Source organism: Dryocola sharpae, from assembly GCF_051307055.1.
GTDB lineage: Bacteria > Pseudomonadota > Gammaproteobacteria > Enterobacterales > Enterobacteriaceae > Dryocola.
Genome location: NZ_CP149994.1, coordinates 3,314,803 through 3,329,864, shown reverse-complemented (window position 1 = coordinate 3,329,864; position 15,062 = coordinate 3,314,803). Strand labels below are relative to the sequence as shown.

The window sequence follows — 15,062 nt, the reverse complement described above, 5'->3', positions numbered from 1 at the left end:
AAAACTTATCTTATTCCCACTTTTTTCCAGGTAAACTGGTCATCACTTCAGCATCGCTGCGGGTGATGTCTGGTTTACAACTCCTCGTTAGCTTGATTTCAGGATAATTATGAGCAAGAGCACCGCTGAGATCCGTCAGGCGTTTCTCGATTTTTTCCATAGTAAAGGCCACCAGGTTGTAGCGAGCAGTTCCCTGGTTCCGAATAACGATCCGACTTTGCTGTTTACCAACGCCGGGATGAACCAGTTCAAGGATGTTTTCCTGGGCCTCGATAAGCGTAACTACTCCCGTGCCACAACGTCTCAGCGTTGCGTGCGCGCGGGCGGTAAACACAACGATCTGGAAAATGTCGGTTACACCGCACGTCACCATACTTTCTTCGAAATGCTGGGTAACTTCAGCTTCGGTGACTACTTCAAACACGACGCTATCAACTTCGCCTGGGAATTATTGACCGGTGAACAATGGTTCAATCTGCCAAAAGATCGTCTGTGGGTGACCGTCTACGAAACCGACGACGAAGCCTTTGAAATCTGGGAAAAAGAAGTTGGCGTTCCGCGTGAGCGCATTATTCGCATTGGCGATAATAAAGGGGCGGCCTACGCATCTGACAACTTCTGGCAGATGGGCGATACCGGTCCTTGCGGCCCGTGCACCGAAATTTTCTTCGATCATGGCGATCACATCTGGGGCGGCCCTCCGGGCAGCGCCGAAGAAGATGGCGACCGTTATATCGAAATCTGGAACATCGTCTTCATGCAGTTCAACCGTCAGCAGGATGGCACTATGCTGCCGCTGCCAAAACCGTCGGTTGATACCGGTATGGGCCTGGAGCGAATTGCTGCCGTTCTGCAGCACGTTAACTCCAACTACGAAATCGATCTGTTCAGCAAGCTGATCCAGTCCGTTGCCAGAGTGACCGGCGCTACGGATCTGGCCAGCAAATCCCTGCGCGTTATTGCCGATCATATTCGCTCTTGCGCCTTCCTCGTTGCGGATGGCGTTACGCCGTCTAACGAAGGCCGCGGTTACGTTCTGCGTCGTATCATTCGTCGCGCAATCCGCCACGGCAATATGCTGGGCGCGAAAGAGACCTTCTTCTACAAGCTGGTCGGCCCGCTGGTTGAGGTTATGGGTTCTGCCGGCGATGAACTGAAAGCTCAGCAGGCGCTGGTTGAACAGGTTCTGAAAACGGAAGAAGAGCAGTTTGCCCGTACCCTGGAGCGCGGTCTGGCGCTGCTGGATGAAGAACTGGCAAACCTGAAGGGCGATACCCTGGATGGCGAAACTGCTTTCCGTCTGTATGACACCTACGGCTTCCCGGTCGATCTGACGGCTGACGTTTGCCGCGAGCGAAACCTGAAAGTAGACGAAGCCGGTTTTGAAGCCGCAATGGAAGAGCAGCGCCGCCGCGCGCGCGAGTCCAGCGGTTTCGGCGCCGACTACAACAGTATGATCCGCGTGGATTCCGCTTCGGCCTTTAAAGGCTACGATCATCTCGATCTGAACGCAAAAGTGACCGCGCTGTTTGTTGACGGCAAAGCCGTTGAGCAGGTAGCGGCCGGTCAGGAAGCGGTGGTTGTGCTGAACGAGACGCCGTTCTACGGCGAATCCGGCGGCCAGGTTGGCGATAAAGGCGCAATCAAAGGTAACGGGATCGACTTCGCCGTTAGCGATACTCAGAAATATGGCCAGGCAATTGGTCATCTGGGCAAGCTGGTCTGCGGCGTGCTGAAAGTTGGCGACAGCGTGAAGGCTGAGGTGGATGAGGGGCGTCGCGCTCGCATTCGTCTGAACCACTCTGCAACGCACCTGCTGCACGCGGCGCTGCGTCAGGTTCTGGGCACGCATGTGGCTCAGAAAGGCTCGCTGGTAAACGATAAAGGCCTGCGCTTCGATTTCTCCCATTTTGAAGCGATGAAGCCGGGTGAAGTTCGCGCGGTTGAAGATATCGTTAACGCCCAGATCCGTCGCAATCTGCCGATCGAGACCAACGTCATGGATCTCGAAGCGGCGAAAGCGAAGGGGGCGATGGCGCTGTTTGGCGAGAAATATGATGACCATGTGCGTGTGTTGAGCATGGGCGATTTCTCAACCGAGCTGTGTGGCGGCACTCACGCCAGCCGTACCGGTGATATCGGCCTGTTCCGCATCGTGGCGGAATCAGGGACTGCTGCCGGCGTACGCCGTATTGAGGCGGTTACGGGGGCAGGCGCTCTGGCTATTGTGCATACGCAGAGCGACCAGCTGCATGATATTGCTCAGCTGCTTAAAGGCGACAGCCAGAATCTCAACGACAAAGTGCGTTCCGTGCTGGAGCGTACCCGTCAGCTTGAAAAAGAGCTGCAGCAGCTAAAAGAGCAGCAGGCTTCGCAGGAGAGCGCAAATCTTTCCAGCAAGGCAGTAGCAGTGAAAGGTGTGAAGCTGCTGGTAAGCGAGCTGGACAACGTTGAACCGAAGATGTTGCGTACCATGGTCGACGATCTGAAAAATCAGCTTGGCTCAGCGGTAATCGTTCTGGCCACCGTGTCGGAAGGTAAGGTTTCTCTGATTGCTGGCGTTTCCAAAGATGTGACTGACCGCGTGAAGGCGGGGGAGCTGGTGGGAATGGTTGCACAGCAGGTCGGAGGCAAGGGCGGCGGTCGTCCGGACATGGCTCAGGCGGGTGGTACAGATGCGGCTGCCTTGCCTGGCGCGCTGTCCGGCGTGGAAGCCTGGGTTGCGGCTAAACTCTAAGTAAAAAATAAAGTGCAGGCGGGTGCCGGCGTCATATTGTGAAACGGCACCCGGATATTTGCACACTATCGATAATGATAAAGTCAGGTTGAAGTTGAGTATATCGGCTAAACTTACTCATAACAGAATGTAATGCCGTGACTGCTTACACTTTATGTGTTTGTCATCGCTTACTTTTTGGCGTTATATGATGGATAATGCCGGGATACACCAGAGACCCGACTCTTTTAATCTTTCAAGGAGCAAAGAATGCTTATTCTGACTCGTCGAGTTGGTGAGACCCTCATGATTGGGGATGAGGTGACCGTGACAGTACTTGGGGTGAAAGGCAACCAGGTCCGTATTGGTGTGAACGCCCCGAAAGAAGTCTCTGTGCACCGCGAAGAGATCTACCAACGTATCCAGGCTGAAAAATCGCAACAAACGAGTTACTAAAGTTACTGCGTCTCGCTAGCCCTTAGCGAGGCGCTCCTTTTCTTCTCTCTCCTTTTCCCAGTTTTGCCTGTGTTAGCCCTTCTGACTTATCCTTGTCACGCCATTAGCCGCGAAAAACTTTGCACGCTTTTTTTCTGGAATCGCGATCTTGCCTGTTGATAAAACACTCTTTTTGTTTCCAAATTATGCGAATTGCATGTGATTTGTGCAATTGACGCCGGGGCGGGAAAAATTGTTTGACTTATAAGTGCGGGAAAGTAATATGTGCGCCACGCAGTGCCGATGAGCAGAAACAAGTTCAGCGGTGCGACTCGAAAGAGGCGTGTGGTGAGGTGGCCGAGAGGCTGAAGGCGCTCCCCTGCTAAGGGAGTATGCGGTCAAAAGCTGCATCCGGGGTTCGAATCCCCGCCTCACCGCCATTTTGCATCCGTAGCTCAGCTGGATAGAGTACTCGGCTACGAACCGAGCGGTCGGAGGTTCGAATCCTCCCGGATGCACCATTCTTCTTCGACGTTGTTAGGTTTATCTGACAGCATCGAGCCAGAAGTAAAAGCAGTGCCCCCTGATGCATCCGTAGCTCAGCTGGATAGAGTACTCGGCTACGAACCGAGCGGTCGGAGGTTCGAATCCTCCCGGATGCACCATCTTCTTCGACGTTGTTAAGTTTATCTGACAGCATCGAGCCAGAAGTAAAAGCAGTGCCCCCTGATGCATCCGTAGCTCAGCTGGATAGAGTACTCGGCTACGAACCGAGCGGTCGGAGGTTCGAATCCTCCCGGATGCACCATCTTCCCCCTGCCATCAGCAAATGGTAGTGTTCCAGAGGACGTTAAGTTTTCAGCGAACGCCAGGGAGGATAACGTTGCTCACGCAACGGCCCGCAGGGCGAGCATCGGCGAGTAATCCTCCCGGATGCAGCATTCTTCTTCGACGTTGTTAAGTTTATCTGACAGCATCGAGCCAGAAGCAAAAGCAGCACCCCAGATGCATCCGTAGCTCAGCTGGATAGAGTACTCGGCTACGAACCGAGCGGTCGGAGGTTCGAATCCTCCCGGATGCACCATCTTCCCCCTGCCATCAGCAAATGGTAGTGTTCCAGAGAACGTTAAGTTTTCAGCGAACGCCAGGGAGGATAACGTTGCTCACGCAACGGCCCGCAGGGCGAGCATCGGCGAGTAATCCTCCCGGATGCACCATCTTCCTCTTCAAAAATTCTCTATTTCTAGCGCCTTGCGCGACCACACCTTCAAAATATCTGTATATAAAATAATCACCTCCTGTACTAACTCCGTCACAATAAGCGACAACTTTACCTGTTTACGCTAAAGTAACGCCTCGACATTTGGTGAGGCGAGGGATGAGATGTACGAACGTTACGACGGGCTGATTTTCGATATGGACGGAACCATCCTCGATACCGAACCAACACATCGCAAGGCATGGCATGAGACATTGTCTCACTACGGCATGCAGTTTGATGAACAGGCGATAATAGCGTTGAACGGTTCACCGACCTGGCGCATTGCGCAGGCTATTATCGACGCTCACCAGGCCGATCTCGATCCGCACCATCTGGCGCAGGAAAAAACGCAGGCGGTCAGGGCCATGCTGCTTGATACGGTACGTCCGCTGCCGTTAATCGACGTGGTGAAAGAGTGGCATGGCCGCCGCCCGATGTCTGTTGGCACAGGTAGCGAAAACGATATCGCCGAAGCGCTGCTGAATCATCTCGGTTTACGCCGCTACTTCACGGCCGTTGTTGCCGCCGATCACGTCAAAAATCACAAACCTTTTCCCGACACTTTCCTGCTGTGCGCCGAATTGATGGGCGTTGCGCCTGAGAAGTGCGTAGTATTTGAAGACGCTGACTTTGGGCTGGAAGCGGCGCGTGCGGCGGGCATGTATGGCGTGGACGTTCGCCTGCTGTGAGTGACATGCTGTCACTGGCTTCTTTGTTCACCAGCAGTTTTCTCAGTGCCACTTTGCTTCCCGGCAGTTCAGAAGCTGTGCTGGTCGCCTTACTGGTGGCAGGCGTTGGCCCAACCTGGCTACTTATTTTAATAGCAACAATGGGTAATAGCCTGGGAGGGTTAACTAACGTTATTCTGGGGCGTTTTTTCCCACAGTCTAAACCTTCGCGCTGGCAGGGGAAAGCAACCGCCTGGCTGGCCCGATTTGGCCCGGCGGCTTTATTACTGAGTTGGTTGCCGTTGATTGGCGATCTGTTGTGTCTGCTTGCCGGATGGTTACGTCTGGCGTGGGGACCGGTACTCTTTTTTGTATGTCTTGGCAAAGCGATTCGCTATATCGTTGTTGCGGCTGCAACGGTACAAGGCATGGCGTGGTGGCAATAATTGAGGGCGTGCGCGTTCATCGTCAGCTTTTACAATTATGCTTAATAAAAATGAATTCGACAGGCGGGAGGTCAATTTGATCCCGGACGTATCACAGGCGCTGGCCTGGCTGGAAAAGCATCCTCAGGTAGTCAAAGGCATTCGACGCGGTCTTGAACGCGAAACATTGCGGGTTACGCCAACTGGCGAACTGGCAACGACAGGGCACCCGGAAAGCCTCGGCTCAGCGCTGACACATAATTGGATCACAACAGACTTCGCTGAAGCCCTGCTGGAATTTATTACCCCGGTGGATGGCGACATCGACCATATGCTGACTTTTATGCGCGATATCCATCGCCATGTTGCCCGCGAGCTGGGCGAAGAGCGCATGTGGCCGCTGAGCATGCCGTGCTATATCGACGACGGTCAGAATATTGAACTGGCGCAGTATGGCTCGTCTAACATGGGACGCATGAAAACTTTGTACCGTGAAGGTCTGAAGAACCGTTACGGTGCGCTGATGCAGACGATTTCTGGCGTACATTACAACTTCTCGCTGCCGCTGGAGTTCTGGCAGGCGCGTCTTGGTGTGAAAGATGCGCAGAGCGGTAAAGAAGAGATTTCAGCCGGCTATTTCCGCCTGATTCGTAACTACTACCGTTTTGGCTGGGTTATCCCGTATCTGTTTGGCGCATCGCCTGCAATTTGCTCATCGTTCCTGCAGGGCAAAGAGAGCTCGCTGCCGTTTGAGAAGACAGAATGCGGCATGAATTATTTGCCCTACGCGACATCCCTGCGCCTGAGCGACCTGGGCTATACCAGTACAGCCCAGAGCAACCTCGGTATTACTTTTAACGATCTGGCGACTTACGTTAAAGGACTGAAGAGCGCGATCAAAACGCCCTCGGAGGAGTTCGCGAAGATTGGCATGGAGAAGGATGGTAAACGACTGCAGATCAACACCAACGTGCTGCAGATCGAAAATGAACTCTATGCGCCGATTCGCCCGAAGCGCGTGACCGGAAAAGGCGAATCGCCATCAGATGCGCTGCTGCGCGGCGGCATCGAGTACATTGAAGTGCGCTCGCTGGATATCAACCCGTTTTCCCCGATCGGCATGGACGAACAGCAGATTCGCTTCCTCGACCTGTTTATGATCTGGTGCGTGCTGGCCGATGCCCCGGAAATGAGCAGCGATGAGCTGCTGTGTACGCGTACCAACTGGAATCGTGTCATCCTTGAGGGCCGTAAGCCTGGCCTGACGCTTGGCATCGGTTGCGAAACCGCACAGCATCCGCTGTCGAAAGTGGGTAAAGATTTATTCGCAGATTTACGTCGCGTAGCGGAAACGCTCGATGGCATTGCCGGGAATGATGAATACCAGCGCGTATGCGATCGGCTGGTCGCCTGTTTCGACGATCCTGAACTGACGTATTCAGCACGCATTCTACGATCTATGATTGATAATGGTATTGGCGGCACGGGCCTTGCCCTGGCGGAGCAGTATCGGCAGATATTAGTTCAGGAGCAGCTGGAGATTTTGACGCCGGACGCCCTGCAGCAGGAGCACGACGCCTCCTGGCAGCGCCAGCGTGAAAGGGAAGCCGGTGATACCGAGCCGTTTGATTCATGGCTTGCGAAGCAGGCTTAATACAAAAGAAAATGGCCACAATCAATGTGGCCAAAATATTCATCTCTGAAGACAGGGATGATGATAACAAATGCGCGTCTTTCATATACTCAGACGCGTGTTAAACAGAATGGTTCATTTTATTTTAAAAAAAATCACTTATCGGAGGTGACCAGATGCCGTTGTTGGATAGCTTCACAGTCGACCATACTCGCATGGGTGCGCCAGCAGTGCGTGTAGCCAAGACGATGCACACGCCGCATGGTGATACCATCACCGTGTTTGACCTGCGTTTTTGTGTTCCGAACAAGGAAGTGATGCCGGAGAAAGGGATCCACACGCTGGAGCATTTATTTGCAGGCTTTATGCGTGACCATCTCAACGGTAACGGTGTCGAGATCATCGATATTTCGCCAATGGGCTGCCGTACCGGCTTCTACATGAGCCTGATCGGTGTACCAGACGAGACCCGCGTCGCCGACGCCTGGAAAGCGGCGATGGAAGATGTGCTGAAGGTTAAAGAACAGAACCAGATCCCTGAGCTGAACGTGTATCAGTGCGGGACTTACCACATGCACTCTTTGCAGGAAGCGCAGGATATCGCGCGTCATATCATTGAGCACGGCGTTGCCGTCAACAGCAATGATGAACTGGCGTTGCCGAAAGAGAAACTTAAAGAGCTGCATATCTAGCTCTTTGCGTTACAGAAAGGAGCCGGATGGCTCCTTTTTTTATCGCTGGCATATGCTATCTTCATCTTTTTCTTCAGAAATAAGACTATGTCGACCTCGCTTCAGTTCAGCTTTGCCACACGCCCGCTGGTGCCTTTCGCCCATGATTATTCCCATGGGGCGATGGAGCCCTGGCACAGCCATGACTGCGCGCAGTTGCTGCATACCTTAAGCGGCGTGGCGCGAGTTGAAACGGAACAGGGCTATTGGGTCGTGCCTCCTGGCCGCGGCGTCTGGCTTCCTGCGGGAACGCGGCATCGTCTCCATGTGACGGGAAACGTCGCCGCCAGAACATTATTTATCGATCCCTTTGCAAGGGCGGATCTGCCGTCCGTGTGTCAGGTTGTGCAGGTATCCGCGCTTCTGAGAGAACTGATCGTGACCTCGCTCGAACTACCTGAAGAGTACGCCGCCGGCAGCAGGGAAGAGCGGATCTACGAGCTGATTCTCGATGAGATCCGCGTCATGACGGCGCTGCCCTTTAACCTGCCGGAGCCTGAAACCGCAAATCTGCAGGCGTTATGCCGTCAGATCCAGGCCGAACCAGGTCGGTCATGGACGACGGCGCTGGCGGCAAGGCGGCTCAACGTTAGCCAACGGACCCTGCTGCGCCATTTCCGCCAGCAAACCGGCCTGGCGTATGGCGAATGGGTGCGCCGGGCAAGGCTGATGGAAGCCTTAAGCCGCCTTGCTCAGGGTCAGTCGGTACTGCGTGTGGCGCTGGAGCTGGGATACGAAAGCCACAGCGCTTTCAGCGCGATGTTTCGCCGTACCCTCGGAGTCTCGCCAAGCGACTATTTCCTGTGACTAGCCGTGCCGCGGCAGAGCGTTAAGCAACGCTTGCAGGGAGGCGCGCGCCACATCGTTGTCGATCCCCACGCCCCAGCGGCTTTCGCCTTTAGCAAACGTCAGGCGGATGTAGGCCGCCGAGCGGCTCTCGCTGTGCCTGCCAAGCGTATGTTCATGATAATCTTCAATAGCAAAAGCGATATTAAACTGCGTTTTCAACGCATCGGTAGCGGCGGAAAGCAGCCCGTTGCCTTTCCCCTGTAAGCGCAGAATGCCTTCTGCGGTCTGAATTCGCGCCTGTAACGACAGCACACCTTCCGCCTGACTTTCGCTGCGGTAATCCAGAAGCTGCCGTCCGGCGCTCTGCTGCGGGCCATACAGCTCGCGAAACAGCTGCCAGAGCGCGCTCAGCGTCATCTCATTGCCGTCCCGGTCAGTTTGTCGCTGCACGTGGCGGCTAAAATCCTGTTGCAGGCTGCGCGGCAACACCAGCCCATGATTTTGCTCCAGCATCCACGCGGCGCCGCTTTTCCCTGACTGGCTGTTTATGCGGATCACCGCTTCGTAGCTGCAGCCGATATCATCGGGATCGACAGGCAGATAGGGCATCTCCCAGAGCGGCGAGGTGGACTGCTGGCGAGCCGTAAAGCCCTTTTTGATGGCATCCTGATGCGAGCCGGAGAACGCGGTAAAGGCGAGCTTCCCGGCGTAAGGATGACGGGGATGTACCGGTAGCTGATTGCACTGTTCCACCAGCTCCACGAGCTGTTTCATATCGCTGAAGTCCAGCTGCGGGGAAATCCCCTGGCTGTAGAGGTTCATCGCAAGCGTCACGAGGCAGACGTTTCCGGTGCGTTCGCCGTTGCCGAAAAGACAGCCCTCCACCCGGTCGGCGCCCGCCAGCAACGCCAGTTCGGCGCTCGCGACACCGCTTCCGCGGTCATTATGAGGATGAATACTGATACATACCGCGCTGCGTCGTGAAAAGTGACGACAGAAATACTCAATCTGATCGGCATAGACGTTTGGCGTATTGACCTCCACGGTCGCGGGCAGGTTGACGATCATCGGCCTTTGCGCGCAGGGCTCCCAGACATCGGCCACCGCCTCGCAGATTTGCAGGGCGAAATCAGGCTCGGTAAAGCAAAAGGTTTCCGGGGAGTATTCATAGCTCCACCTGGTCTGCGGGTTTGCTTCACACAACGCCCGGATCTGGCGCGTAGCGCTGACCGCCAGCTGGATAATTTCTGCTTTGCTCTGGCGGAATACCAGGCGACGGAAGAGCGGCGCCGTAGCGTTATAAAGGTGCACCGTGGCGCGATTTGCGCCAGCGAGCGCCGCAAAGGTGCGTTCAATAAGATCGCTGCGCGCCTGGGTCAGCACCTGAATGGTGACATCCTCCGGTATGCGCTGTTCTTCAATCAGCTGGCGAACGAACTGAAAATCTGTCTCCGAGGCGGACGGGAAGGCGACTTCGATCTCTTTAAATCCGCATTTGAGGAGCTGTTCCCAGAAACGTAGCTTGCGTGCGCCGTCCATCGGTTCGGCCAGCGCCTGGTTGCCGTCGCGCAGGTCGGTGGAAAGCCAGCGCGGCGCGTGGGTTAACTGCCTGTCGGGCCACTGGCGATCCGGCAGGGAAATGGGTGGATGGGGAAGGTATTTTTGCGACGGGTCTTGCAGCATGGCGGTTCTCCTGGGCCGTGGGTCAGCCTTTATCCTGCCAACTCAGGGCGGAGATTACCGATGCAAAACTGACAACTTGTGCTGCGAATCCGCCAGATGACCAATAAAAAAAGGAGCCGCCTGGCCCCTTTAACCTTCTACGCTAGTGCGCGCCGCTTCCGCCGCCGCCCGCGCCAAACGGCGGTTTGGCGAACCAAATCAGGCCTAACAGCAGAAGGAAAATGCCTGCTGATATCCAGAATATCTCGTTGGCCGAGATAATCAGCCCCTGGTTGGTTATCTGCTGCGCGATATAGCCGGAAGCCTGCTGCTGCGTCATCCCTAAGCCCTGCAGCTGGTTATAGGCTTCCACCGCATTCGGATTATACGGCGTGACCGATTCCGTTAACTGCGCATGGTGCAGCGCTTCGCGGTTGGTCCACAGCGTTGTCGTAATCGATGTGCCAATGGAACCGGCAAGCGTACGGGTAAAGTTCGACAGGCTCGATGCCGCGGCCATACGTTCCGGAGGCAGGCCGGAGAGGGTAATGGTCGTCAGCGGCATAAAGAAGCAGGCCACGGCGAAGCCCTGAATAAACTGCGGCCAGGCCGAGGCGCCAAAATCCATTCCTGGTTCGAAGGTCCAGGCTCGCCAGTAGAAGCAGACCGCGTACATAATAAAGCTGAACGTGACCAGCCGCCGCATATCAAGCTTATGCGCGAAGCGGCCGATTATCGGCGACAGCAGCACCGGAATCAGCCCAACCGGCGCCGATGCCAGACCCGCCCAGGTCGCCGTATAGCCGTATACCTCCTGCAAAAGCTGCGGCAGCAATACAATCGCGCCGAAGTAGAGCATATAGGCAAGGCTGATGCACAGGCAGCCGATGGTAAAGTTTCGCGACTTAAACAGCGACAGGTCGACTATCGGGCTATCGTCGGTCAGCTCCCAGACAATCAGGAAGCTTATCGTTACCACCGCTACCGCGGTCAGCACCACGATTTCCGTCGAGTTAAACCAGTCCAGCTCTTTACCCCGGTCGAGCATGATCTGCAGGCTACCGATACCGACCACCAGCAGCGCAAGACCGATGGCGTCAATGCGGCGCTGTTCCGTCCTGGTTTCGCGGCCACGCAGCGTTTGCAGGGTCATCAGCACTACCGCGGCGCCAATCGGCACGTTGATAAAGAAGATCCAGCCCCAGTGATAGTTATCGCTGATATAGCCGCCGAGAATTGGCCCGCAGATAGGCGCAACGATCACCGTCATCGACCATAAGGCCAGCGCGATGCTTCGCTTTGCCGGCGGATAGTTATTGAGCAGCAGGCTCTGCGACAGCGGGATTAGCGGCCCGGCGACCACCCCCTGGATGACGCGGAAGAAGATCAGCATTTCCAGGCTGTTGGACACCCCGCACGCCCAGGAGGCGATAACAAACAGTATCGTCGACCACATGAACAGTTTGACTTCGCCGATGCGTTTGGCGAGCCAGCCGGTCAGAGGGATCGAGATGGCGTTTGCCACGCCAAACGAGGTGATCACCCACGTCCCCTGGCTCATGGATGAGCCAAGGTTACCGGCAATCGTCGGGATCGCCACGTTAGCGATGGTGGAGTCCAGCACCTGCATAAAGGTCGCCATCGATAACGCGATGGTCATGATGACCAGCTGGGCACCTTCTAGCGGTTTTTGCTGTGCCATACAACCTCCGCTTTATTAACCCGCATTTGCCTGGATAATCTGATTAATCAGCTCGTTAACCGGTTCCAGCTTCAGCTCACGCGCGTTGCTTTCATAGGCCGGAGAAGTACGGGCCTGGCTTGCCAGCACGCTGCCGTCGCGATTTGAGGTATCGACGGTGACTAAAGTGGACAGGCCGATGCGCAGCGGATGCTGCTCAAGCTGTTTTGCGTCCAGCTCGACACGTACCGGCAGGCGCTGAACCACTTTGATCCAGTTGCCGGTGGCGTTCTGGGCAGGCAGCAGGGAGAAGGCGCTGCCGGTCCCCATATCCAGACCGACCACTTTGCCGGTGTACTCCACCTGGTCGCCATAAATATCACTGACCACGGTGGCCGGCTGGCCAATACGCATATGCGCAAGCTGCGTCTCTTTGAAGTTTGCATCCACCCACAATCCACTGGCCGGCACGATAGCCATCAGCGGCGTGGTTGGGCTGATTTGCGCGCCAACCTGGACGGCGCGGCGAGAAACATAGCCGGTCATCGGGCTGACGATTTTAGTCCGTTGCAGCGCCATCCAGGCGTTACGTAAATCGGCGGCGGCCTGTTTCACATTCGGCTGGTCTTCAAGCTTGCTGCCCAGAATCATCGCCTGATTGGCGTTGTACTGCTGAACGGCAACGTCAAGGTCGGCCTGCGCGGATGCAACGGCATCTCGTGCGTGCTGCAGCTCTTCACGGCCAATCAGGTTCGCGCTGCCTAAAGGCACGCGGCGGTTCAGGTCGCTTTGCGCCTGTGCCAGCGCGGTCTTTTTCAGTTCGATAGTGGCCTGATACTGCTTGCTGTTGATCATCTGCTGGCGCGTCTGACGCACGCTTGATGCCAGCACGGTCTGTGCTTTATCAAACGCCTGTTCGGCATCGGCCTGGTCGAGCGTTACCAGCACGTCGCCCTCTTTGACGAAGTCGGTATTATCGACCCAGACCTTAGTTACGCTGCCGGAAACCTGGGACATAATCTGCACCTGATTCCCCGCCACATACGCATCGTCCGTATTTTCGTAGTGACGTAATACCAAAAACCAATAGATCCCGTACGCCACGGCAATAATGACAAACAGCAGGGTCAACAGCAGAAGGGCGCCTTTACGTTTGCCTTTCTTGTTTACCGGTTGCTGCGGGTCTTGAGTCTCCGCATGTGCGCTCATGCTTATCTCCACACTTTTTTATTATTGCGATCGGCTAAAGGACCGACCTGTTAGATCTTAGAGGCCAGCAAGGTGAGTTGCTGGCCTCTAAGTTGTTATCTTTTATTGGGACACGTGATTCGGCGTGACGGCGGCATTTAACGCACGGCTTCAGGTACCGACTGCTCTTCGTCCATTTTATCAAGACGGGTGAGCAGTTTGCGGGTAATGGCTTCCAGCTGCTCTTTTTCAGCGCCGCTCAGAGAGGACCACAGCTCGTGCAGGCAGTTATGCTGTGGCGGCAGAACCTGACGCAGGAATTCGTGACCTTTATCGGTCAGCTGCAGGTGCAGGCAGCGACGGTCGTTGTCGCTTTCGCGGCGTTCAATCCAGCCGCGTTTTTCCAGTTCATCGGCGATGCGGGTCGCGTTGGTACGCGACGAACCCAGCGCGCAGCTCAGCTCGGACGGCTGAATGCTGTGGTCTTCCTGGGATTCAAGAGTAATTAACGCCATAAATAACGTCTCGTTAATCCCCTGAGCTTTCAGCATTTTATTGCGATTTTCCAGCAGCTTACCCTGCATATGCATGCACAGACGGGTCAGCAGGATCTCCTGATAGGGAAAATCCTGATGGCGCTTGGCGCGAAATTTTAGCATTTGTTCAATGGGCGTAAACGAACTATCCATTTTGGCATAACCTCATTAGTTGCAGCCGATATAGTAACGATAGTGACAAATAAAGTAAATGTATTATTTAAGCGTTTTTAATTCGTCTGGCTTATATCACCATCATGAGTTTCCAGGCTAATCCATAACCCAGAGCGCTGAGCAGCGTAGGAATGATAATGCTGCGGGTTTTATAAAAGCTCATGCCAAGGATGGCAAAGCCGACAAGCGTTGGCAGCGCACGCCTGCCGTCGTGCATGATTTCCGGCGCGCTCGACACCACCAGCAGCGCGCAAATGGAGGCGATGCCGATGCTATCGAGCAGCACGCCCGTCGCACCGCGTTTTGCCGGTCGAGGGGCGTTCGCCCGCAAGCGTAGCGGTAAATAGCGGAATAAATAGTTAGCTAAACCGACCAACAGGCCGAGCAGCAGCACTTGCGTACTCATCACACCTCCTTATGACAGCGCGATTGTACCAGGGCTGCCAGACAGCCGCAGACAATGCCCGCTAAAATGGCTGCCGGAATCGACACCAGCGTGACGCCCAGCAGCGCGCCCGCAAGCGCCGCGGTTACGGTCCAGGATTGCTTGCGCTGGAATGAAGCGAGCAGGAAGCTAAGAAACAGCGCGGGCAGCATAAAGCCCAGCGCGGCTTCCACCGCCGGCAGGTGGTCAAGCAAACCGTTGCCGGACCACGACCCCAGCGCCGTACCAAGCACCCAGGAAGACCAGGAGCAGAAGGCGATGCCGATCATCCAGTTTTCGCTCCAGCGGCGGTTATCCCTTACCAGCTTCGCGGTGGCGGCGGCGAACACTTCGTCCGTCAGGCCAAAGGCCCAGACGGCGGTTTTCGGTTTACTGAGCGTTTTTGCGATGCGGCTGCGCAGGGAGGGGCCGTACAGCACATGGCGCACATCCATTGCCATGACGGTAAGCGCGGCCACCCAAAGGGAGCTTCCCGCCGCGAGCAGCGCGGTTATCACGAACTGGCTGGCGCCGGCGTAAATAACGCAGGAGAAAAACAGGCTTTCGAGCGGAGTGAATCCAAGCTTAGTGGCGTTGAGGCCGAAAGCGAAGGCGACGGGGATATAGCTGATGACGATAGGTAAACTGTCTTTCAGTCCCTCAAGCCAGGTTGCTTCAGCGGGTTGATTATCAGTGGAAATTGTTGCGGGACTGTCCATATTGATTGTTTATAAATAAC

13 protein-coding genes and 5 tRNA genes are annotated in these 15,062 nt (G+C 55.4%); 12 read left to right on the top strand and 6 right to left on the bottom strand.

Annotation, left to right across the window (positions count from 1 at the left end; all coding sequences use genetic code 11):
• Positions 1–109 precede the first annotated feature (109 nt).
• The 12 genes from alaS (at position 110) to WLO31_RS15855 (ending at position 8,676) form a co-directional block, all read left to right on the top strand.
• Positions 110–2,737 carry an alanine--tRNA ligase gene (gene alaS / locus WLO31_RS15910; protein ID WP_435927600.1) on the top strand — a complete coding sequence of 876 codons (2,628 nt, stop codon included), beginning with the start codon at positions 110–112 and terminating at the stop codon, positions 2,735–2,737.
• 249 nt (positions 2,738–2,986) lie between these two features.
• Positions 2,987–3,172, top strand: coding sequence for a carbon storage regulator CsrA (gene csrA, locus WLO31_RS15905; protein ID WP_013574027.1), 186 nt, complete (start codon positions 2,987–2,989; stop codon positions 3,170–3,172).
• A 326-nt stretch (positions 3,173–3,498) separates the two neighbouring features.
• Positions 3,499–3,591, top strand: a tRNA-Ser gene (locus WLO31_RS15900).
• A 4-nt stretch (positions 3,592–3,595) separates the two neighbouring features.
• Positions 3,596–3,672: transfer RNA gene (locus WLO31_RS15895), tRNA-Arg, on the top strand.
• 67 nt (positions 3,673–3,739) lie between these two features.
• A tRNA-Arg gene (locus WLO31_RS15890) sits at positions 3,740–3,816 on the top strand.
• 66 nt (positions 3,817–3,882) lie between these two features.
• Positions 3,883–3,959 (top strand) — tRNA-Arg (locus WLO31_RS15885).
• Positions 3,960–4,158: 199 nt separating this feature from the next.
• Positions 4,159–4,235 (top strand) — tRNA-Arg (locus WLO31_RS15880).
• A gap of 299 nt (positions 4,236–4,534) precedes the next feature.
• Positions 4,535–5,101 (top strand): fructose-1-phosphate/6-phosphogluconate phosphatase, encoded by a 567-nt coding sequence (gene yqaB, locus WLO31_RS15875; protein WP_435927599.1) that lies wholly within the window; start codon positions 4,535–4,537, stop codon positions 5,099–5,101.
• Entirely contained in the window at positions 5,098–5,526 is a 429-nt protein-coding gene (locus tag WLO31_RS15870) for a YqaA family protein (RefSeq protein WP_435927598.1), read from the top strand. The genes yqaB and WLO31_RS15870 overlap by 4 nt, the downstream gene beginning before the upstream one ends.
• A gap of 76 nt (positions 5,527–5,602) precedes the next feature.
• Positions 5,603–7,159 (top strand): glutamate--cysteine ligase, encoded by a 1,557-nt coding sequence (gene gshA, locus WLO31_RS15865; RefSeq protein WP_435930636.1) that lies wholly within the window; start codon positions 5,603–5,605, stop codon positions 7,157–7,159.
• A gap of 155 nt (positions 7,160–7,314) precedes the next feature.
• Positions 7,315–7,830, top strand: coding sequence for an S-ribosylhomocysteine lyase (gene luxS / locus WLO31_RS15860; RefSeq protein WP_435927597.1), 516 nt, complete (start codon positions 7,315–7,317; stop codon positions 7,828–7,830).
• Positions 7,831–7,917: 87 nt separating this feature from the next.
• Entirely contained in the window at positions 7,918–8,676 is a 759-nt protein-coding gene (locus WLO31_RS15855; RefSeq protein WP_435927596.1) for an AraC family transcriptional regulator, read from the top strand.
• Here WLO31_RS15855 and leuA read toward each other — a convergent pair whose 3' ends face one another.
• The 6 genes from leuA to WLO31_RS15825 form a co-directional block, all read right to left on the bottom strand.
• Positions 8,677–10,341 (bottom strand): 2-isopropylmalate synthase, encoded by a 1,665-nt coding sequence (gene leuA, locus WLO31_RS15850; RefSeq protein WP_435927595.1) that lies wholly within the window; start codon positions 10,339–10,341, stop codon positions 8,677–8,679.
• A gap of 142 nt (positions 10,342–10,483) precedes the next feature.
• Positions 10,484–12,022 (bottom strand): multidrug efflux MFS transporter permease subunit EmrB, encoded by a 1,539-nt coding sequence (emrB, locus tag WLO31_RS15845; RefSeq protein ID WP_435927593.1) that lies wholly within the window; start codon positions 12,020–12,022, stop codon positions 10,484–10,486.
• 15 nt (positions 12,023–12,037) lie between these two features.
• On the bottom strand, positions 12,038–13,210 hold the full coding sequence (gene emrA, locus WLO31_RS15840; protein ID WP_435927592.1) for a multidrug efflux MFS transporter periplasmic adaptor subunit EmrA: 1,173 nt from the start codon (positions 13,208–13,210) through the stop codon (positions 12,038–12,040).
• 137 nt (positions 13,211–13,347) lie between these two features.
• On the bottom strand, positions 13,348–13,878 hold the full coding sequence (gene mprA, locus WLO31_RS15835; RefSeq protein WP_435927590.1) for a transcriptional repressor MprA: 531 nt from the start codon (positions 13,876–13,878) through the stop codon (positions 13,348–13,350).
• Between the two features lie 91 nt (positions 13,879–13,969).
• Entirely contained in the window at positions 13,970–14,305 is a 336-nt protein-coding gene (gene ygaH / locus WLO31_RS15830; RefSeq protein ID WP_435927589.1) for an L-valine transporter subunit YgaH, read from the bottom strand.
• Complete coding sequence (locus tag WLO31_RS15825) at positions 14,305–15,042, bottom strand: AzlC family ABC transporter permease (RefSeq protein WP_435927588.1); 738 nt, start codon at positions 15,040–15,042, stop codon at positions 14,305–14,307. Before WLO31_RS15825 ends, ygaH begins: the two co-directional genes overlap by 1 nt.
• Positions 15,043–15,062 lie beyond the last annotated feature (20 nt).